This is a genomic window from Leeuwenhoekiella polynyae (assembly GCF_004104075.1).
GTDB lineage: Bacteria > Bacteroidota > Bacteroidia > Flavobacteriales > Flavobacteriaceae > Leeuwenhoekiella > Leeuwenhoekiella polynyae.
Genome location: NZ_QOVK01000011.1, coordinates 110,521 through 130,807 on the forward strand (window position 1 = coordinate 110,521; position 20,287 = coordinate 130,807).

At 44.6% G+C, this 20,287-nt stretch carries 17 protein-coding genes; 14 read left to right on the forward strand and 3 right to left on the reverse strand.

Going from position 1 to position 20,287, the window contains the following annotated elements; translation table 11 throughout:
* Position 1 precedes the first annotated feature (1 nt).
* The gene (locus DSM02_RS12600; protein ID WP_128765976.1) at positions 2-703 is read right to left on the reverse strand and encodes a Crp/Fnr family transcriptional regulator; all 702 of its coding nucleotides are present in this window, start codon (positions 701-703) and stop codon (positions 2-4) included.
* Positions 704-806: 103 nt separating this feature from the next.
* Between DSM02_RS12600 and DSM02_RS12605 the strand changes: the two genes are divergently transcribed.
* From DSM02_RS12605 to DSM02_RS12640, 9 genes are all read left to right on the forward strand, one after another.
* Positions 807-3,239, forward strand: a complete 2,433-nt coding sequence (locus DSM02_RS12605) for a heavy metal translocating P-type ATPase (RefSeq protein WP_128765977.1) — start codon at positions 807-809, stop codon at positions 3,237-3,239.
* 59 nt (positions 3,240-3,298) lie between these two features.
* Complete coding sequence (gene ccoS / locus DSM02_RS12610; protein ID WP_128765978.1) at positions 3,299-3,514, forward strand: cbb3-type cytochrome oxidase assembly protein CcoS; 216 nt, start codon at positions 3,299-3,301, stop codon at positions 3,512-3,514.
* A 2-nt stretch (positions 3,515-3,516) separates the two neighbouring features.
* The gene (ccoN, locus tag DSM02_RS12615) at positions 3,517-5,721 is read left to right on the forward strand and encodes a cytochrome-c oxidase, cbb3-type subunit I (RefSeq protein WP_128765979.1); all 2,205 of its coding nucleotides are present in this window, start codon (positions 3,517-3,519) and stop codon (positions 5,719-5,721) included.
* A gap of 2 nt (positions 5,722-5,723) precedes the next feature.
* Positions 5,724-5,912 (forward strand): CcoQ/FixQ family Cbb3-type cytochrome c oxidase assembly chaperone, encoded by a 189-nt coding sequence (locus DSM02_RS12620; RefSeq protein ID WP_128765980.1) that lies wholly within the window; start codon positions 5,724-5,726, stop codon positions 5,910-5,912.
* A complete protein-coding gene (locus DSM02_RS12625; protein ID WP_128765981.1) occupies positions 5,909-6,892 on the forward strand; it encodes a cbb3-type cytochrome c oxidase N-terminal domain-containing protein in 984 nt (327 codons plus the stop codon). The genes DSM02_RS12620 and DSM02_RS12625 overlap by 4 nt, the downstream gene beginning before the upstream one ends.
* Before the next feature lie 12 nt (positions 6,893-6,904).
* Positions 6,905-8,326 (forward strand): cytochrome c oxidase accessory protein CcoG, encoded by a 1,422-nt coding sequence (ccoG, locus tag DSM02_RS12630; protein ID WP_128765982.1) that lies wholly within the window; start codon positions 6,905-6,907, stop codon positions 8,324-8,326.
* Positions 8,327-8,333: 7 nt separating this feature from the next.
* Positions 8,334-8,483 carry a hypothetical protein gene (locus DSM02_RS20400; RefSeq protein ID WP_164918310.1) on the forward strand — a complete coding sequence of 50 codons (150 nt, stop codon included), beginning with the start codon at positions 8,334-8,336 and terminating at the stop codon, positions 8,481-8,483.
* Positions 8,484-8,675: 192 nt separating this feature from the next.
* Positions 8,676-9,122, forward strand: a complete 447-nt coding sequence (locus DSM02_RS12635; RefSeq protein ID WP_128765983.1) for a FixH family protein — start codon at positions 8,676-8,678, stop codon at positions 9,120-9,122.
* Between the two features lie 2 nt (positions 9,123-9,124).
* Positions 9,125-9,832, forward strand: a complete 708-nt coding sequence (locus tag DSM02_RS12640) for a sulfite exporter TauE/SafE family protein (RefSeq protein ID WP_128765984.1) — start codon at positions 9,125-9,127, stop codon at positions 9,830-9,832.
* A gap of 974 nt (positions 9,833-10,806) precedes the next feature.
* Here DSM02_RS12640 and hemN read toward each other — a convergent pair.
* Positions 10,807-12,171 (reverse strand): oxygen-independent coproporphyrinogen III oxidase, encoded by a 1,365-nt coding sequence (hemN, locus tag DSM02_RS12645; protein ID WP_128765985.1) that lies wholly within the window; start codon positions 12,169-12,171, stop codon positions 10,807-10,809.
* 113 nt (positions 12,172-12,284) lie between these two features.
* Positions 12,285-12,569, reverse strand: a complete 285-nt coding sequence (locus tag DSM02_RS12650) for a hypothetical protein (protein WP_128765986.1) — start codon at positions 12,567-12,569, stop codon at positions 12,285-12,287.
* Between the two features lie 162 nt (positions 12,570-12,731).
* Here DSM02_RS12650 and DSM02_RS12655 point away from each other — a divergent pair, with 162 nt between their 5' ends.
* The 5 genes from DSM02_RS12655 to DSM02_RS12675 all read left to right on the forward strand — a co-directional run bounded on the left by DSM02_RS12655 (position 12,732) and on the right by DSM02_RS12675 (position 18,835).
* Positions 12,732-13,874, forward strand: coding sequence for a glycoside hydrolase family 43 protein (locus DSM02_RS12655; RefSeq protein ID WP_317128248.1), 1,143 nt, complete (start codon positions 12,732-12,734; stop codon positions 13,872-13,874).
* 26 nt (positions 13,875-13,900) lie between these two features.
* Positions 13,901-14,968, forward strand: a complete 1,068-nt coding sequence (locus DSM02_RS12660) for a glycoside hydrolase family 2 TIM barrel-domain containing protein (RefSeq protein WP_128765987.1) — start codon at positions 13,901-13,903, stop codon at positions 14,966-14,968.
* Complete coding sequence (locus DSM02_RS12665; protein ID WP_128765988.1) at positions 14,955-16,136, forward strand: aldose epimerase family protein; 1,182 nt, start codon at positions 14,955-14,957, stop codon at positions 16,134-16,136. The genes DSM02_RS12660 and DSM02_RS12665 overlap by 14 nt, the downstream gene beginning before the upstream one ends.
* A 195-nt stretch (positions 16,137-16,331) precedes the next feature.
* Entirely contained in the window at positions 16,332-16,952 is a 621-nt protein-coding gene (locus DSM02_RS12670; RefSeq protein WP_128765989.1) for a TlpA family protein disulfide reductase, read from the forward strand.
* A gap of 1,124 nt (positions 16,953-18,076) precedes the next feature.
* Positions 18,077-18,835 (forward strand): DUF6503 family protein, encoded by a 759-nt coding sequence (locus DSM02_RS12675; protein WP_128765990.1) that lies wholly within the window; start codon positions 18,077-18,079, stop codon positions 18,833-18,835.
* Positions 18,836-20,287 lie beyond the last annotated feature (1,452 nt).

Below are 20,287 nucleotides of genomic sequence, written 5' to 3' on the forward strand. Positions count from 1 at the left end.
ACTAAAATCCGTCTTTAAGCTTCTCCAGACCAGAATGATCCAAAACTTTGATTCGTTTACCTTTAGTCTCTATAAGACCTTGCTTTTTAAATTTAGCCAGCGTGCGTATACACAATTCGGTCGCAGTACCTACCACATCGGCGATATCTGCTCGGGAAAGTATGAGCGCTAAATAACCCTCATCATCAGTACCAAAGGTCGTGCTCAGATAAAGGAGTACCTCGGCAAGACGCTGATTGACTGTTTTCTGAGCCATATTCACGATAAAGTCATCGGCGATTTTAAGTTCATGAGCCATATGCTTTAAAATAGCTTGTGTAAATGCAGGGTTATCTTGAATACGATCGGTAATTTGATCTTTAGGAATAAAACACACCTCCATATCGTTAAGCGCAACGGCACTCAGATTTGTCGCTTCTTCAGAAATCATAGAACGTTGTCCCATCACTTCACCTTTAGAAGCAATCTTTACGATCTGGTCTTTCCCGTTATCACTTATTTTTGACAGTTTAGAAACGCCACCCCGCACACAATAAACACCACCAAGTTTTTCTCCTTCCTTAAAAAGTGCTTCCCCCTTTTTTATGCGGCGTGAAACCTTACTATCAGAAATCGCCTTAAGCTCTTCTTTCTTAAGTGCTTTAAGTGAATTCAATTCTCTGATAATACAATTTTCACACCGGGATTCTTCGTGTTCTGCCATACTTCAAAATTAGCATAATTTTTTGGTCAACTGACAAAAGTCATCTTTTATCCAATATCGCTTTCAGTCCTTTGCATCAGGTATTTAAGCAAATTAGAGTACAATGAACAAGTGTTATCATTGTGGTGACCCGTGTACAAACGGCACATTCCCACACAGAGGCAAGGCGTTTTGTTGCAACGGCTGTAAAACAGTTTATGATATTTTACAAGATAATGATCTGTCGTATTACTACGATCTAGATGCTAATCCCGGTACCTCCCCAAAGGAGATTAAGGGCAGATTTGATTTTCTCGACAACCCCGAAATCAAGGCCAAACTGCTTGATTTTGACGAACAGGCTACGCAAATCGTCTCGTTTACCATTCCGGCTATTCATTGCAGTTCTTGTATCTGGGTGCTCGAAAACCTCAACAAACTACGACCCGAAATCACCAATACGCAGGTTAATTTTCCCGAAAAAACAGTCAGGATCACCTTTAATGCTGATACCCTAAGCCTCAGGCAGGTAGTTGAACTGCTGTGTATGTTGGGTTACGAACCGGTGATTTCGCTTGATGACTTTGACAAAAAAGAGCGCAGAACAGACCGCTCACTCATTTACAAACTGGGTATCGCAGGCTTTGCCTTCGGGAATATTATGTTTCTCTCTTTCCCCGAATATTTTGAAGTAGAAGAATTTTGGCTAGACCGTTATAAACCGGTTTTTAGAGCCCTCATGTTGCTGTTTTCGCTTCCGGTGGTGTTTTACTCAGCCCGGGATTATATGCTTTCCGCCTGGAGGTCTCTACGCTCGAAGATGCTCAACATCGATGTGCCCATTGCTCTGGGCATTCTGGTGCTTTTTATACGCTCATGCTATGAAGTGATTTCCAATACGGGAACCGGCTTTTTTGACAGCCTGGCGGGACTGGTTTTTTTCTTATTGCTGGGGAAATTCTTTCAGCAAAAAACCTATGCCTACCTGTCTTTTGAGCGCGATTACAAATCCTATTTTCCCATCGCGATTACGCGAGTTGAACCTTCAGTCTCACCCGATGCAAGCAGCCGTGAAGTGCAAATTCCCGTTTACCAGATCAAACCCAAAGACCGCATCCTCATTCGCAATGGCGAACTCATTCCGGTTGATGGGGTCCTGATCAACGGGCACGGACTTATCGATTACAGTTTTGTAACAGGCGAAGCAGAACCGGTGGCCAAAAAACCCGGGAGTATGCTGTATGCAGGAGGGATGCAACAGGGTGGTATCATCGAATTAAGTGTAACCAAAGCCGTAGAACAAAGCTACCTTACCCAGCTGTGGAGTAATGAGGTCTTCCAGAAAAAACATCAGAACGAACTCCAATCGCTCACTTCAAAAATAAGCAAACAGTTTACTCTGGGTATATTAAGCATTTCCCTGGCAGCTGCACTTTGCTGGTGGTTTATAGACTCTTCAAAAATACTGAATGTCTTTACGGCCGTGCTCATCGTGGCCTGTCCCTGTGCGCTGGCACTGTCTGCTCCCTTTACACTGGGTAACCTGTTGCGCATTACCGGCAAAAACAAATTCTACTTAAAAGATGCCGGGGTTCTCGAGCAACTTGCCGAGATCGATACCCTGGTTTTCGATAAGACCGGCACGCTGACCACCACTTCTAAAGAACGTATTCGCTATACCGGTCAGAGTCTTACCGAACGGGAAGAGTCCCTGCTCACCAGTACCCTTCGGGCATCAAATCATCCGCTAAGCAGAAGCCTTTATGCTTTGTTGCAGGACTATGACATTCAGACTTTAGATCATTTTGAAGAACAACCGGGTCAGGGCATCACCAGTACTAAGCGGAAGCAACAGATACGCGTGGGTTCGTATGCATTTGTCAATCAGCTTCCCCCAGATGCAGAACCACCCACTGACCTTCTCACCAGTGTGCACATCGCTACAGAAAACGGCTATAAAGGCTATTACAGCTTTCAAAGCACGTATCGTAAAGCTTTAAAACCTGTTTTCGAAGCTTTAAACCCCGATGCCGAACTCCTTATTCTTTCCGGAGATAATAACCGCGAAGCACCCCAATTGAACCAATTGCTTGGGATGCCCGTCGAGATGCATTTTGATCAAAAGCCCAAAGACAAACTCGAGTTTATCAAAAAGCTGCAGCAAGAGGGTAAAAAAGTGATGATGCTGGGCGACGGACTTAACGACAGCGGAGCTTTGGCACAAAGCGATGTAGGCATCGCCATTTCTGAAAATGTGAATGTCTTTTCACCGGCCTGTGACGGTATTCTCGATGCTTCCCGTTTTGAGCAATTGCCCGCCTTTATCCGGCTGGCTAAAAAGGGACGGCAGATCATCAAATGGAGCTTTGCTTTTTCGCTGCTTTACAATGTGGCAGGCATCGCGCTGGCCGTAAGTGGCAATCTAAAACCGGTTTATGCCGCCATTTTGATGCCGTTGAGTTCCATAAGTATTGTGGCCTTCACCACACTTTGCACCCACTATTACGGAAGCAAACTGCAGGCTGTAGAAAAAAATGAAAAGAATTTCAAAAGCTGATTTATGTCATCTTTTAAGGAACTGTGCATCGGTAATTTTACACCATAATTCAGGTAGGTATGAGTATCATTTATATGCTTCTCGCGATAAGCGTGGTTGTAGCGTTAGTCTTTTTTGCAGCCTTTATTTTTTCGGTACGCAAAGGGCAGTACGATGACACCTATACCCCTTCGGTGCGCATGCTTTTTGAAGACGAACTGGTAAAAACCAAAAAGTCTTCGGCAAAACCACCTCAACAATCCAGTACCAATCATTCAGATCGCAAATCGAAGTAATTATGCAAACAGAACAGTTTTATTACGACAACAAAATCGTAAGAAAGTTTATCATCGCCACCCTGTTTTGGGGGCTCATCGGGATGAGCGTAGGCTTACTGCTGGCCTTTATGTTTTTATTCCCCAATGTTACAGACGGGATCTCCTGGCTGAGCTTTGGACGTCTACGGCCGTTGCATACCAATGCCGTGATCTTTGCGTTTGTGGGTAACGCCATTTTCGCAGGGGTGTACTACTCTTCCCAGCGTCTGCTTAAAGCCCGTATGTGGAAAGACTGGCTGAGCAACTTCAACTTCTGGGGGTGGCAGGCGATTATCGTCGCTGCGGCTATCACCCTGCCGCTGGGATATACTACCTCCAAAGAGTATGCAGAACTGGAGTGGCCTATAGATATCGCTATTGCATTGGTATGGGTAGCCTTTGGGGCCAACCTCATCGGTACCATCCTTAAACGCAGACAGCGCCATCTGTATGTGGCTATCTGGTTTTACCTGGGCACTTTTGTGACTGTGGCGGTGCTGCATATTGTAAACAGTATTGAGATTCCTGTGAGCGCACTTAAGAGTTATTCGGCTTATGCCGGGGTGCAGGATGCGCTGGTACAATGGTGGTACGGACATAACGCCGTTGCCTTTTTCCTTACGACTCCATTCCTGGGGCTGATGTATTATTTTGTACCTAAAGCGGCAAACAGACCGGTGTATTCGTATCGCCTATCTATCGTACACTTCTGGTCGCTCATTTTTATCTACATCTGGGCCGGGCCACACCACCTGCTGTATACCGCATTACCCGGCTGGGCACAAAACCTGGGGGTTGCCTTTTCGGTTATGCTTATCGCGCCCTCCTGGGGGGGTATGATCAACGGCTTGCTTACTCTGCGTGGTGCCTGGGATAAAGTTCGTACCGATCCGGTTTTAAAATTTATGGTAGTTGCCATTACCGGTTACGGGATGGCCACTTTTGAAGGCCCCATGCTTTCGCTTAAAAATGTAAATGCCATTGCCCACTTCAGCGACTGGATCATCGCACACGTACACGTAGGTGCTTTAGCCTGGAACGGCTTCCTCACTTTTGGAATGGTGTACTGGCTGGTACCGCGCCTCTTCAAGACGCAATTGTGGTCTACCAAATTGGCGAACGTGCATTTCTGGGTAGGAACCCTGGGAATCATCATGTATGCCCTGCCGATGTATGTGGCCGGTTTTGTTCAGGCTTCTATGTGGAAACAATTCAATCCTGATGGTACGCTTACTTACGGAAACTTCCTGGAGACCTTGACCGAAATCATCCCAATGTACTGGATGCGTGCTATAGGCGGTTCGCTGTATATCGCCGGTGCTTTTGTGATGCTGTATAACATCATTAAAACCGTAAGAAGTGGAAGTCAAGTGACCGATGAACTGGCTGAAGCTGCTCCGCTTACTCCCGTAACCAGCAAGCGTACTACAAAAGAAGGGTATCACACCTGGCTGGAGCGTCGCCCGGTGAAGCTTACCATCTTTGCCACCATCGCCATCCTTATTGGGGGTATGGTACAGATCATTCCGTCTTTGATTGTAGATGACTATGTACCGGTAATTTCTACGGTAAAACCCTACACTCCGCTGGAGCTTGAAGGCCGTGACCTCTACATCCGGGAAGGTTGTGTGGGCTGTCACTCGCAGATGATCAGACCGTTCCGCAGTGAAGTAGAGCGCTACGGTGAGTACTCCAAGTCTGGCGAGTATGTCTACGACCATCCCTTCTTATGGGGTAGTAAACGTACCGGACCTGATTTATTTCGCGTAGGCGGAAAATACTCAGACAACTGGCACCTCAACCATATGTACGATCCGCAGAGTACTTCTGCCGGCTCCATTATGCCCTCATACAGTTGGTTGATTCGCAACGAACTCGACAAGTCTAAAACCGAAGATAAGATGAAGGCGATGCAACAACTGGGCGTGCCGTATACCGTAGCAGACATCGAGCGCGCGCAGCAATGGATGAGCGAGCAGGGGGAAACGATAGAGAAAAATCTGTATGCCGATCCTGATTTTGCAAAAACCTATGAATCCGATAAAAAGGCTGCTGCTCAAAACGGAGCCGATTTTGTTGAAATGCGCAACCGCGAAATCGTAGCGCTGATCGCCTACCTGCAACGCTTGGGAACAGATATTAAGATTAAAACCGGAGCCGAAACTTCAACCGCAAAAACCGAATAACCATGCTCAAATTTGTCAAACAAAATCTGGAGAACATAGACGGGGTAGCCATCTACCCCATCATCTCCCTACTCATTTTCTTTGTCTTTTTTGTCGCCCTGTTTGCCTGGGTAATCACAGCAAAGAAAAAGTATTTACAGGAAGTGAGTGCGCTTCCGCTTGAAGATCCTCAAACACCAGACCAGCCATGAGAAGTATCGCATCCTTATTACGTATTCTACTATTTGCAGGGTTTGCCTATCTGTTTCTCAACTATGTGGGCACCCCTGAAGATGAAGCTTCGGTATTTACCACCCAAAATTGGCTTTGGGCCATTTATGCCGTACTTGTCTTTATGTACATCGCTTTTGAGATTTGTATCGAAAGCTTACGCGCAGTTCTTTTTAAAACCCTCAAACCTGAAGCACAGGAACAGTACAAGGCTGAAGTCGTTGCTAAAAAAGAACGCCGTCTCGCCTGGGTCAAAGGCCTCTATGGCAAACTTTGGAAAGCCAAACCCGTTGAAGAGGAAGGGGAAATTCTGCTCGATCACAATTATGATGGCATCAAAGAGCTCGACAACCGCTTGCCCCCCTGGTGGGTCTACGGCTTTTATGCTACCATCCTGTTTGCTGCGATCTATTTGCTACGCTTTGAAGTTTTTGAGGATTACAACCAGATAGACGAGTACGAGCAGGCTGTTGCACAAGCCAAACTGGATCTTGAAGAATACAAGAAAACCGCCAAAGATCTGGTTGACGCCAATACGGTAGAATTGCTTACCGATGCATCGGATATCAAAGCAGGGGAAGGCATTTTTACCGGCAATTGCATCGCCTGTCATAAAGCAGGTGGTGCCGGGGGTATTGGTCCTAATCTTACCGATGACTATTGGATTCTGGGTGGCGGTATTAAAAACGTGTTTCACACCATTTCTGAAGGGGGTCGCGCCGGTAAGGGAATGATTTCCTGGAAAACCGATCTAAAACCAAGTGAAATCGCTCAGGTAGCCAGTTATGTGTTGAGCCTGCACGGTACCAACCCTGCAGATGCTAAAGAACCGGAAGGGGAAATGTATATCGACGAAAATGCCCCAGTAGAAGATGCTCAGGTAAAACAGGATTCTACCGGTATTGAGGTCATTCTGGAAGATGAACCGGTAACCGGCGACATCCTCACAGACGAAAACTAAAAAAACAAAGCCATGGCTTCTCAGGATCAGGAACATTTTAGAGACAGTATAGGTACGATCAACGAGTCGGGTAAACGCGCGTGGGTCTATCCTAAAAAACCGGTGGGTAAATTCTACGACTACCGCAAACTGGTGAGCTATGTCCTGTTGCTCTTTTTAGTTGCCGCTCCGTTTGTTCACATCAACGGCAATCAGTTCCTGATGTTCAACGTGCTGGAGCGGCGCTTCAACATTTTTGGATTTCCGTTCTGGCCGCAGGACTTCCACCTCTTTGTAATCATTATGATAACCGGGGTCGTGTTTATCGTCCTGTTTACGGTTGCCTTTGGCCGCATCTTTTGCGGGTGGATTTGTCCCCAGACCATTTTTATGGAGATGGTCTTCCGCAGGATCGAGTACTGGATTGACGGCGATCGGGGGAAACAAATACGCCTCGACAACATGCCGTGGAATGCCGAAAAAATACGTAAACGCCTGCTTAAATGGTCGGTCTTCTTTGTGATCTCGTTTCTCATTGCCAACGTGTTTCTGGCCTATCTCATCGGTAGCGACCGCCTGCTGCAGTATATCGTAGACGGACCTGCAAATCACAGCAGTACCCTGATCTCCCTGTTGATTTTTACGGCAGTGTTCTATTTTGTATTTGCGTGGTTTCGCGAGCAGGTATGCATCATCGTTTGCCCCTATGGCCGGTTACAGGGCGTACTGCTCGACACCAAGTCTATCGTGGTTGCCTACGATTACAAACGCGGAGAAAAAGAAGCCGGCAGGGCCAAATTTAAAAAGAACGAAGACCGTGAAGCTACCGGCAAGGGCGATTGTATTGACTGTTTTCAGTGTGTGAACGTATGCCCTACGGGGATAGACATCCGCAACGGTACCCAGCTGGAGTGTGTGAACTGTACCGCCTGTATCGATGCCTGTAACCAGATGATGGAAGCGGTAAATCTGCCTAAAGATCTTATCCGGTATGCCAGTGAAGAACACATTGAAAAGAAGACGAAGTTTGAGTTTACACCCCGTCTTAAAGGCTATACCGCCGTGTTGATTATTCTCATTGGGGTGCTGAGCGGAATGCTGTTTTTACGAAATGATGTAGAAGCCACTGTGCTGCGCTTACCGGGACAATTGTATGAGCATAAGGCCGATGACCTCATCAGCAATGTGTACACCTTTAAACTCATCAATAAAACCACAAAGGAGATTGAAAACGTGCACTTTGAATTGATTTCGCACAGCGGAAGCATTCGCGTGGTCTCTCAGGAGACGCTCAACGTTCCGGCTCAGGGACTTGCGGAAGGCACGCTTTTTATCGAGATCAACCCCTACACGCTTGAAGGCGAAAAGGAAAAACTAAAAATTGGAGTCTATAGTGGTGCGCGTCTTATAGAGACCACCAGTACCATCTTTTTGGGCCCCAGAAGCTATAATTAATACGACTATGGAAACTACAAAAAAACACAACTGTTGCCTGGGCTGCCAAAACGGAAAGCCGGGTCAAAATCAACATTGCAACGTACGTCTGCTTAAAGAAGAACAAAAACAAAAGAAAGCTTTAAGTCAGGAAGAACTGGCTAAAAAGTATGCCTGATCCTGGCGGGGACGATTTTTAACGAACTAGAAGAGGTCGAAAAAGTAACCTTAAGGTGTCTAACTGCCCCGATGTTCCGGGGGTCGAAGTTCTCAATAGACGGATAGCCAAATAGTCTTCGACAGGCTCAGACTGACAATCTAATGTAATATGATTTTGGCGACAGAATTAATTATTTAAAATACTGAAACTATGAAATTCAATTGGGGAACCGGACTCGTCATAGGGATGGTAGGCTTTATGAGCTTTATCATGTACTTTGTGATTACCATGTCAACAGACCAGAAGTACAGCTACGACCTGGTCATCGAAGATTATTACAAGCACGAGATGAATCTGCAGGCGGCCATTGACGCCTCAGCAAACAGCAGTAAGCTTGAAACACCGGTAACCGGTATCAAAACCGAAGCAGGTTACCTCATCGCATTTCCTAAAAATCTAGATCCTAAAGCCATTACCGGCACAGTGTTCCTGTATAGACCGTCTGCCCGGCAACTTGATTTTGACATGCCCATACGCCTGTCATCTTCTAATTTGCTCATACCTGACAAACGCCTGGTAGGCGGTCGCTGGAACATTACCATAACCTGGGAATACGCCGGTAAAAAATACCGCTTTGAGGATGAAATAACCTATTGATCATGATTGCAACGGCATTACTTTTTGGGCTTTTGGGCAGTTTGCACTGTGTGGGGATGTGCGGGCCTATCGCATTTTTAATGCCGGTAGATCACCACAATCCGTTTAAAAAGTTTCTGCAGATACTCAGCTACCACAGCGGGAGGCTACTCACTTATGCACTCATCGGTTTTCTGTTTGGAGCCGTGGGAGAACGCCTCAATCTGTTTGGGCTGCAACAACAACTCTCTATTGCCGTGGGGGTCTTGATGATTAGCGCAGTAGTGATCCCTACCCGCATCTTTAACCGCTATAACCTGTCAAAACCGGCTTATAAACTGGTGGGGCGTATCAAATCGGCATTGGGACAACAGCTCAAGAACAAACGCAAAAGCACCTTTTTTACGCTGGGCCTATTAAACGGCTTGTTGCCCTGTGGGCTGGTATATATGGCGGTGTTTGGTGCCCTGGGTACCGGCGGTGCATTTAACGGGAGTCTGTATATGCTGCTCTTTGGTTTAGGCACCCTACCCTTAATGACCTCAGCGATTTATCTGGGGAATTTTTTAAAAGGTAAAGCCAAAAGACGCATTGTCAAACTCATTCCGGTACTGGTGATCCTGATGGGTTGCCTGTTTATCCTCCGTGGCCTCGGATTGGGTATTCCCTATGTTTCCCCCTCCGAAAAAGTAACGGTTGCACAGGTGGAGGCGAGGCATAGTTGTCATTGAAAAAGTTTATTATTGATCTTATTGAGGAAGCTTCTAACCTTAGTTTGAATACTACTTACTTCAGATTGTGTTCATTTATTTTCTTTAGCTCGCTATTGTTTAGTGGTTTTGGAGCTTGTGAATCTCTTAAAGTCGATTTGATTATTATAGTTGCTATAGCATGCTATGTTCATTTTCTTTAGCTCGTAATCGTTTATTGGTTTTGGAACTCGTGAATCTCCTAACGTCGATTTGCTTCTCCAAAGAAAACGAACCAAAAGAAAAGAGCCCCTCGCTTAGGAATTTTTCGCTCGATGATCGAGATCATAACTTTTTGAACCGGTCTTGAATCCTAGATTTAGTCCTTTGGTATAGAGCACTCGCTTTACAAAGCCGTTTTACGGGCGAAAACCGCCTTGTCAGCTCCGCGTCGCTAATCAGGTTTTACTAATAGTAATTCTTACTTGAAGTAAAGTAGTCCATTCTAAAGCCTACGCGCCACCTGGCTCATTCGCTAAAAAGGTCTACCAGACCTTTTCTTAACGCTCTGCCCTTACGGCTATTCTGAACCGAGGGAGTGCTTAAGAATGATATTCTTAGCTCCTATTTTAGAGACAGCCTACAAGAAAATATCGTAAAATTTGAAGTGAGCGCAGCGTCGCAGGCGGTTCTGTTTGGGGCCGCGGTAGCGGTCGAGTTAAGCGCATGCAGCGCTGCGAACGATAAATATAGATATCTTCTTGAGAGCCTTGATCTTTTGTTTCTTTTGCATCAAGGCAAAAGAAAAGAAATACTAATTGAAGTGATATTTCATACAATTTGTTTCTTTTTTTTCTATAGCTCCAACTGTTCGCGCGCGATTGCATCGCGTGCATACCTAATTCAATTTTTCTTCCAGCAGCCTTTTGTCGGTGCCGAAAAAACCTGTCTCAAACACTGAATAATCAGCATTCAAGACAGGTTTTACCAACTAAAATCAAATGAAACGTAATCTTCTAAACCGTCATGGAAAACAGTTTAGTTTCCGGTTTGTTACGCTGCAAACGCAGGTCAAAAGGCAAACAGATATTGCGTACAAAAGGCTTTCCTTTTTCAGTTACGCGAAGTGCTTTAGTTTCAAAAACCAGCAATCCGTCTGCTTCCAGTTCTTTCAGCTTGATCAGCACTTCTGGTAACTCCTCAAAGTACAATGCAGGTTCGTTCCAGCTTGTCTTAAAGTGACACATCAGATTCAGGATATGTTGACGGATTTTCAAATCTTCATCGGTTAGAATATGTCCTCTAAAAACGGGGAGTATGTTATTTTCAAGCAGGTGATAGTATTCAGAGAGTCCTTTTACATTTTGTGCAAAGCTGTACCAGCTGTCACTGATGGCAGAAACACCCAGCCCCAGCATTACCTGGGTTTTAGAAGCATTATAGCCCATAAAATTACGGTGAATGCGTTCTTCTTGTTGGGCGTGATACAGATCATCAGTAGGCAAAGCAAAATGATCCATTCCGATCTCCACATAACCGGCTTCGAGCAGCAATTGCTTACCAGTCTCATACTGTTCGCGTTTTTCTTCCGCCGTAGGTAAATTGGCGGCATCATAACCGCGTTGCCCGTTACCTTTAATCCACGGCACGTGCGCATAGCTGTAAAACGCAATACGGTCTGGAAACAACTGTATGGTCTTTTCTATGGTGTTTTTAACACAATCCAGCGTTTGAAAAGGGAGTCCATAAATAATATCGTGCCCCACTGAGGTATATCCCGCTTGTCGCGCCTGATCGGTTGCGCGCTGCACATGGGCAAAGGGCTGAATACGGTTGATGGCTTTTTGTACGGTTTCGTTATAATCCTGTACTCCATAACATACCCGTGTAAAACCAAACGATTCCAACGTTTCTAAATGCTCTAGCGTGGTATTATTGGGATGGCCTTCAAAACTCATCTCACAAGCTGCAGCTTTATCCGCTACTTTAAAAATACCCGTCATGAGCGTGGCCAGATTTGCTTCTGAAAAAAAGGTAGGCGTACCTCCTCCTAAATGTATTTGTTGTATCACCGGGCGTTCTCCTACTAAATCCCGGTACAAGGTGAGTTCTTTCAATACGGCTTTAATATAAGGCGTTTCGAGACTGTGGTTTTTGGTAATTCGTTTGGTACAGCCGCAAAAGGTGCACATCGATTCACAAAAGGGTAAATGTATATACAGACTGATCCCTTCTTTTTTATTACTTGCTGAAAAGCTTTTTTTAAAGGTCTCTTTCCAGTCTTTAAGGCTGAAGTTCTCATTGTCCCAATACGGTACCGTTGGGTAGCTGGTGTATCGGGGACCGGGAACATTGTATTTGGTTATTAATGGATTACGCATAACTCGAATAATCAAAAATAGCTTCCGGAGACCTGTTTTCAGATATCCGGAAGCTCGGTTAAAAAAAATTGAATAAACTGATCCTTAAAAGAGCTTCGTTGCTCTCACCCCTGTTAAAGAATCAATCCTCCAATAATTATCAACACATTAACTACAGTACTTATGACTAAAAGTTTAAAGATCAATCCGGGTTTTTGCACCGTAAGGATCGAAGCATTGTGTAAACTGCAAAAAACGACGCTAAGCATCACAAAAAACATGTGTACCATATGATGCCCGTGCATCAATGTAGTCATCACAGCTACCGAACCTAAGCAGGTGCTTAGAATAATTCCTATTGCAGAATACCCAATGATGTTATGGGTAAAATCGTTTTGAAGTTTTGAAAAAGTGGTCATACCTGAAAAATTTAATAGTTATCAAATTACCCGGTAAAAGTACCAGACCTCTTCAGCCTATTTTATGACTTTTGTCAGTTCACCCTTTTTTCTTCAGAAAATTTAATCTCAAAGTTCATCAAATCGTCTCATTGTGCCCGTTTGCCAGAAAAATCAGGTATTTTGAAACAATCTATTGCAAGAATGAGCCAAGCCAATACCTCCAATACTCCGTATTTTCTGAATTTCGTCACGATAACGTTTTCGGCTAGTTGCCGGTTGTACTTAATGCTTATGAAATACTCCATCAGTCACACCATTGTGATCCTGTTCCTCTTCCTTTCGTGGGGAAATCAGGCGCAAACTTTTCAGAATCCCTTATTAGATTCCGGGGCAGATCCGTTTAGCGTTTATGTAGATGGCTATTACTACTACACCCATACGACGGGCAACGGTGTGGTGCTTTGGAAAACCAAAAATCTTGCAAACCTTAGGGATGCAGCTTCTAAAACCATCTGGACCCCTCCTGCAAATACGATGTATAGCAAAGATATATGGGCGCCTGAGATTCATTATATAGACCATAAATGGTATGTATATGTGGCTGCAGATGACGGCACTAATGAAAACCACCGCATGTATGTATTGGAGAATACTACTGCAGACCCTTTAAATGATCACTGGGAATTTAAAGGTAAACTCGCAGCACCTTCAGACAAATGGGCGATAGACGGCAACGTGTATACGTATAAGGGCCAACTCTATATGGCTTGGTCAGGTTGGGAAGGAGCTACGAACGGGCAGCAGGATATTTTTATCGCAAAGATGAGCGATCCGCTTACTATTTCAGGAAAACGGATTAAGATCAGTTCGCCTACCTACCCCTGGGAATTGAACGGAGATCTGGGTACTGCCGGTAATCCCGCGCATGTAAGTGTAAATGAAGGACCGCAGTTTTTAGAGCACGACGGGAACCTGTTTATTGTGTTTTCGGCGAGTGGCTGCTGGACCGATCACTATGCATTGGGGCTGTTGAGCCTCACAGGAAACGATCCTATGGATGCCGCTGCCTGGAGCAAAAAAGAAGCACCCCTATTTAAACAAACTCCAGAAAACAGCGTGTACGCCCCGGGGCACAATTCATTCTTTAAATCTCCTGACGGAAAAGAAGACTGGATCTTATACCACGCCAATTCCAACCCCGGAGAAGGCTGCGGCAACAAACGCTCCCCGCGCATGCAACGCCTGTACTGGCAGGAAGACGGCACCCCGTATATAGGTACACCCTTTCCTACTTCAGTGATACAACCGATACCCTCAAAATAATTTAAAGGACACTAACGCTATTTATTATGAAAAAAACCCTCTTAATTTTTGCGCTCGCTCTTGGCTTTTTTGGCTTTAGCCAGAGCGGTGCAAATCTAGACGCTAACAAATGGTCTAAAGAAAAGGCAAAAGCATGGTATGCTGAGCACGACTGGATCACCGGCGCTAATTTTATACCCAGCACTGCAATCAACCAACTGGAAATGTGGCAGGAAGACACCTATGACCCGGAGACTATAGACCGCGAACTGGGTTATGCTGAAGGTATTGGGTTCAATACGATGCGGGTGTATTTACACAGTCTGGCGTATAAGTCTGATAACGAAGGGTTTAAAGATCGGGTAGATGATTACCTGAGTATCGCCGACAAACACCACATCAAAACCATCTTTGTGATCTTTGATGACGTCTGGGACGCCAATCCTAAGATCGGGAAACAACGCGAACCTAAAACAGGAACGCACAACAGTGGGTGGATGCAAGATCCCGGCTACCCGGCTTCTAAGGAGCTGGCAAACTCACCGGAACTTAAAGCCTATGTGCAGGATATTATCAAAACCTTTAAAGACGATGAGCGCGTCTTGTTCTGGGATTTGTATAATGAACCCGGAAATAACGATAAGAACACCGAGAGTCTTCCTTTGCTGACCAACGTTTTTAAATGGGCGCGTGAGGTCAACCCGAGTCAACCGCTTTCTGTAGGTTTATGGAGCTGGGGCTATAAGGAACTCAACACCTTTCAGGCGCAACATTCTGATATCATCACCTATCACGATTATGAAAATGCAGCTATGCACCGCCGTGTAATTGAACTTTTAAAAACACATGACCGCCCGATGATCTGTACCGAATATATGGCGCGCACCAATGACAGCCGTTTTTCAAACACCTTACCGATGCTTGCTGAAAACAAGATCGGAGCGATCAACTGGGGACTTGTAAATGGCAAAACCAACACCATCTATGCATGGAATACGCCTATAGCTAATGGGGATGAGCCGGTAGAATGGTTTCACGATGTGTTTAGAAAAGACGGTACTCCGTATCGTCAGGATGAGGTGGATCTCATTAAAAAATTAAATGATGCAAATTAACCTAACCACTAATTTGTGCATCCGCTTATGCCTAGTGCTTGTTTTAGGCATAAGCTTTTCTTCTTGTAAAGAAACTACCGCACAGCAAAACGAACAGCAATCCCCACAGGAAATGCCCCTCAACGAGCAGGCTTTTAAAAGCAGTATGGCCGGTAAAAAGACAGCCCTTTACTGGATCAAAAATGAGCATATTGAGGTGGCGTTTACCAATTATGGCGGACGCATCGTGGGTCTTTGGGTTCCCGATAAAAATGGAACGATGACCGATGTAGTCGTGGGTATGGGCAGCGTACAGGAATTTGCAAATGCCACAGAACCCTATTTTGGAGCGACCATCGGGCGTGTGGGTAACCGCATCGCTAATGGTGCATTCCGTCTTGATGGAAAAGACTACCAGGTGCCTACTAATAATGGTGATAACGCACTACACGGGGGAGATCAGGGGTTTCAATATAAAGTATGGGATGCACGCCAGCCAAACGCGCAAACCTTGATCCTTAACTACCGCTCTACCGATATGGAAATGGGATTTCCCGGGAATGTAGATGTAACCGTTACCTATAGCGTGACTACAGACCGCGAACTCCAAATGGAATATGAGGCTACAACCGATCAAAAAACACTGGTAAATCTTACCAATCATGCTTTTTTTAACCTCAATGGGGAGGGCAGCGGAAGCATTCTTGATCATAAACTGATGATTGCTGCCGGGCAGTATACCCCTGTTGATGCCGGATTGATCCCTACTGGAAAACTGGATTCGGTAGCAGGGACACCGTTTGATTTCACGACTCCGCATACTATTGGCGAGCGTATCGAAACGCCTAATGAGCAGCTGACTTTTGGCAAAGGTTATGATCACAATTATGTATTGAATGCAACCGATCCTGAACCCCTGCATAAAGCGGCTGTGATTACCGGGGATGCAAGTGGAATCACAATGGAAGTCCGCACCAAAGAACCCGGTTTACAGTTTTATAGCGGGAACTTTATGGAAGGTAAAAACACCTTTAAGTCGGGTGCTACTGATGATTTTAGAACCGCATTTGCTCTGGAGACCCAGCATTTTCCTGATGCACCTAATCAACCTGATTTCCCCAGCATTGTGCTGAATCCTACTGAAAAATACGAGACCGTTTCGATCTATAAATTCTCGGTAACAAACTAAACACCCTGTGGTGTGACCGTAATTATTCGTGTGTGTTGAGGTAGATAAGTCATTTTTGAAATTTTAATCCTTCACTAAATTTCAAAAATTCACCAGAAACAGCTTATCTACAATCAAGAGCCCTTTCAGCAATGAAAGGGTTTTTTTGTTACTTATGTTACCTTTAAAGCGCTACAAAGTCGCTACTTTTGCGCTATGCATACCCGTCAAAAACGCTTACTCAAATACGGAATCCTCTTCGCTGTTCTGGTTGTGGTTTATTCCACAGGCTTACACAAACCTATCATGGCAACCCTGCAACGCGGCATTCTTAAAACAGGGATTATGAACCCTAAACTTAAGGAAGTACCCGATACCGAAGGAAAAACCCGGGTAAAAGGTGCAAACAGTACCGCCGTTGAACCGGGCGATCCCGCTGATCTGGATGTGCAGTTTTTTGACGAAGAGGGCCAACTGGTTTCTCTGGATGCGATGCCGCATAAGCCGTATTTCATCAACTTCTGGGCAACGTGGTGTCCGCCTTGTATCGCTGAAATGCCAGGGATTGCGAATCTGTATGCCGATAAAAAGGACGAGGTGAACTTTGTACTGGTTTCTTTTGATACCGATTTTGAAAAAGCTAAGGCGTTTAAAGCTAAAAAAGGCTTTGACTTTCCCATTTACCGCATTGCCTACGACCTGCCCGAGATGTACAACACCGGCAGTCTGCCCACAACTCTTGTGATCAATGCTGAAGGAAAACTCGCCCTCACCCATCTGGGTATGGCAGATTATGATACCAAGGAGTTTAGGGCCTATTTAGAGGAGTTGCAGTAAGGGGTTTGATGTTTGGGTGTGATTTACGTTGATCTTCTTTCGAATTGAGGAATGCCTAGTTCTAATGAGGTGTTGTTTGATCTCCTATCAGAGATTTGAGTAGTGCTTACTTCTAATCATGTTCTGTTCATTTTCTTTGCTTCTCCAAAGAAACCCTTCGGCTATCGCTCAGGGCAGGCTCAACAAAAGAAAAGAGCCTTTTCTTAGGTATTTTTGCCCTAAGGGGCAAAACCACAAGTAGTCCCCTAAATTTTCTCCAAGGCTTCGAAAATTCTTAACGGGGACTTCTTGCTATACTGAAGAAAAGAGGGCTAAAGAATAGTATTTATAGTTCATTAACGTAGTTTTCTTTAATTGAAAATAATCATTCGTTTAACCCTTCGGGTATGAATAGGTATAGTTTTAATCTTCTGAATATTATATACAATCTAAATTCTAATAGAACGCCAGTACCGGCCTATCAGGAGGTTCTCGTTAAATTTGCAGGGAGCGTAGCGTAGCAGGCGGTTCTGTTTGAGGCCAACGGCCGAGTTAAGCGCATGCAGCGGAGGGAACAAAAAATTTAGAGAACCTCATGTAAGCCTTGATTTTCCTGCCTGCCGGGAGGTAGGTTGGTTCTTTGGCATCAAGGCAAAAGAACAGAAACACGCTTAGAAGTTAGATTTCTAATGAGGAGTTGATTGATCTCCTATCAGAGATTTGAGTAGTACTTACTTCCATTAATGTTTCATTCTTTTTTGCATCGCCCAAAAAAGAATCAAAAAAGTCTAGGCTTAAGAAACGATCTCTAAATTTATTGTTCAGCTTCTAAATTTACTGAACTCCCCTGCGGGTCAAACAGCAGTAAATTTCACGAAGCCTCACTTCAAATTTTACGAGATCTTTTCTATATGCCGCTTTTAAAATTTTTAATAAGATCAAAAACTAGTATACTTTCGGAGCTTCCTTCGTCTATTCTGAACCGAGGGAATTTAAAATTCGTTTACCCTTCGGGTATGAATGCGTATGCTTTTTATTCTTGTATTTATCTTCTAACGTCTCAAGTCTAATATCTCAATACCACCTCCTCCTGTAAGCATTCGCTGCTCCTACAGACTAAACCCACTTACAACCCATCATTTCTTATGAAAAAGTTTATACTCCTTTCCCTATTTATCGGTATCGTTTCCTGCAATTCTAAAACGAAGAAGACAGCCGCTGTTCCTGAGGAAACAGAAACCGCAACCGTTTATCCCGATAACGTTGCTCAAGTGCTGGATGCACACGGCTCCTTGAAAAACTGGAATAGTTTTCAAACCTTGAGCTATACGCTTATTAAAGGAGAGGACCAAAAAGAAACACAGACCATCGACCTGCATACCCGAAAAGACCGGTTGGAGATCGGCACGGCAACGTTGGGCTATGACGGTCAGGAAGTCTGGCTTTCCAATCCGGATTCTACCTATACCGGTAATCCGGAGTTTTACCACAACCTGATGTTCTACTTTTATGCAATGCCTTTTGTACTGGCAGATCCGGGCATTATTTATGAAGAGACTGAAGCCCTTCAGGTAGCAGACACCAGCTATCCCGGTATTAAAATAAGTTTTGAAGCCAACATTGGTTCTTCTGCTAATGACGAGTATTATTTATACTACGACTCCGAAACCTACCAGATGCGTTGGTTGGGCTATACGGCTACTTTTGGCGCTGCCAAAAAATCAGACCGCATCAGTTATATTTCTTATGCAGCATGGACCCCGGTTAACGGCATGCTATTGCCCAAAAGCATCAGTTGGTATGCTACCGAAAACGGCGCTCTTACCCAACCGCGAAACACCGTTTTATTTGAGCATGCGACTCTGAGCAAAGATGCCAAACCTGATGGGTTTTATGCAAAGTAGTTTTGGTTTTCATATTATTTACTTCTAATGAGGTGTTGTTTGATCTCCTATCAGAGATTTGAGTAGTACTTACTTCCATTGATGTTTCATTCTTTTTTGCATCGCCCAAAAAAGAATCAAAAAAGTCTAGGCTTATTTTTACATCTTTGAAAACTACGCAAACGCCTTTGCCTGCGGATAGCAAACCGCTGCGCCTGTGCATTCCTCTCGTTGCACTCGTCGGATGCAAGCTCTACTGCCCATCGCTGCGGCGCCCGCTTGTTTTACTACAGATCTAAAAAGTAGGCCGTTTTACGGTTCTATTGAAAATTCTCACCCAAAGATTTAAACGAAATCAAAATTCATTCGGACCAGAATAGCTTCAGAAATTCTTAACGGGGACTTTTTGCTATATTGAAGAAAAAGAAGGCTAAAGAATAGAATTCTTAGTTCTGATTTTGGAAACGGCCTACAAGAAGGTATCGTGAAATTTGATGTGAGCGGAACGTCGCAGGCGGTTCTGTTTGAGGCCGCCAGAGCGGCCGAGTTAAGCGCATGCAGTGCAGCAAACGAAAAATTTAGATACCGTCTTGTAAGCCTTGATCTTTTGGTTCTTTGGCATCAAGGCAAAAGAACAGGAAGATGAATAGAAATTAGATCTTCTAATGGTGTTGATTGATCTCCTAACGGAGATTTGAGTAAGATTTACTTCTAATCATGTTTCATTCATTTTCTTTGCTTCTCCAAAGAAAACGAACCAAAAGAAAAGAGCCCCTCGCTAAGGAATTTTTCGCCTTAGGGCGAAAACCGGCTTGTCAGCTCCGCGTCGCTACCGCTCCTGTCCTTCGGAGCTTCCTACGCCTATTCTGAACCGAGGGAAGGGCATTCGTTTAACCCTTCGGGTATGGATACGTAGAGTTTTATTCTTGTATCTACCTTCTACCGTCTCAAGTCTAATAAAACGTCAGTAATGGCCTATCAGGAGGTTCTCGTCAAATTTGCAGGGAGTGTAGCGTAGCAGGCGCTTCTGTTTGAGGCCAACGGCCGAGTTAAGCGTATGCAGCGGAGGGAACATAAAATTTAGAGAAGCTCATGTAAGCCTTGATCTTCCTGCCTGCCGGGAGGTAGGTTGGTTCTTTGGCATCAAGGCAAAAGAACAGGAAGATGAATAGAAGTTAGATTTCTAATGAGGTGTTGTTTGATCTCCTAACGGAGATTTGAATAGTGCTTACTTCTAATCATGTTCTGTTCATTTTCTTTGCTTCTCCAAAGAAAACGAACCAAAAGAAAAGAGTCCCTCGCTTAGGAATTTTTCGCCTTAGGGCGAAAACCGGCTTGTCAGCTCCGCGTCTTTATTCCAATTTTTCTAAGAGTAAATTTTACTTAAAATAAAGTAGTCCATTCCAAAGCCAACGCGCCACCTGGCTCATTCGCTAAAAAGGTCTACTAGACCTTTCCTTAACGCTCTGCCCT

Bases quoted from the DNA above. Each gene is read 5' to 3' on its own strand.
- DSM02_RS12600 (WP_128765976.1), bottom strand. From the start codon at position 703: ATGGCAGAACACGAAGAATCCCGGTGTGAAAATTGTATTATCAGAGAA.
- DSM02_RS12605 (WP_128765977.1), top strand. From the start codon at position 807: ATGAACAAGTGTTATCATTGTGGTGACCCGTGTACAAACGGCACATTC.
- ccoS (WP_128765978.1), top strand. From the start codon at position 3,299: ATGAGTATCATTTATATGCTTCTCGCGATAAGCGTGGTTGTAGCGTTA.
- ccoN (WP_128765979.1), top strand. From the start codon at position 3,517: ATGCAAACAGAACAGTTTTATTACGACAACAAAATCGTAAGAAAGTTT.
- DSM02_RS12620 (WP_128765980.1), top strand. From the start codon at position 5,724: ATGCTCAAATTTGTCAAACAAAATCTGGAGAACATAGACGGGGTAGCC.
- DSM02_RS12625 (WP_128765981.1), top strand. From the start codon at position 5,909: ATGAGAAGTATCGCATCCTTATTACGTATTCTACTATTTGCAGGGTTT.
- ccoG (WP_128765982.1), top strand. From the start codon at position 6,905: ATGGCTTCTCAGGATCAGGAACATTTTAGAGACAGTATAGGTACGATC.
- DSM02_RS20400 (WP_164918310.1), top strand. From the start codon at position 8,334: ATGGAAACTACAAAAAAACACAACTGTTGCCTGGGCTGCCAAAACGGA.
- DSM02_RS12635 (WP_128765983.1), top strand. From the start codon at position 8,676: ATGAAATTCAATTGGGGAACCGGACTCGTCATAGGGATGGTAGGCTTT.
- DSM02_RS12640 (WP_128765984.1), top strand. From the start codon at position 9,125: ATGATTGCAACGGCATTACTTTTTGGGCTTTTGGGCAGTTTGCACTGT.
- hemN (WP_128765985.1), bottom strand. From the start codon at position 12,171: ATGCGTAATCCATTAATAACCAAATACAATGTTCCCGGTCCCCGATAC.
- DSM02_RS12650 (WP_128765986.1), bottom strand. From the start codon at position 12,569: ATGACCACTTTTTCAAAACTTCAAAACGATTTTACCCATAACATCATT.
- DSM02_RS12660 (WP_128765987.1), top strand. From the start codon at position 13,901: ATGAAAAAAACCCTCTTAATTTTTGCGCTCGCTCTTGGCTTTTTTGGC.
- DSM02_RS12665 (WP_128765988.1), top strand. From the start codon at position 14,955: ATGATGCAAATTAACCTAACCACTAATTTGTGCATCCGCTTATGCCTA.
- DSM02_RS12670 (WP_128765989.1), top strand. From the start codon at position 16,332: ATGCATACCCGTCAAAAACGCTTACTCAAATACGGAATCCTCTTCGCT.
- DSM02_RS12675 (WP_128765990.1), top strand. From the start codon at position 18,077: ATGAAAAAGTTTATACTCCTTTCCCTATTTATCGGTATCGTTTCCTGC.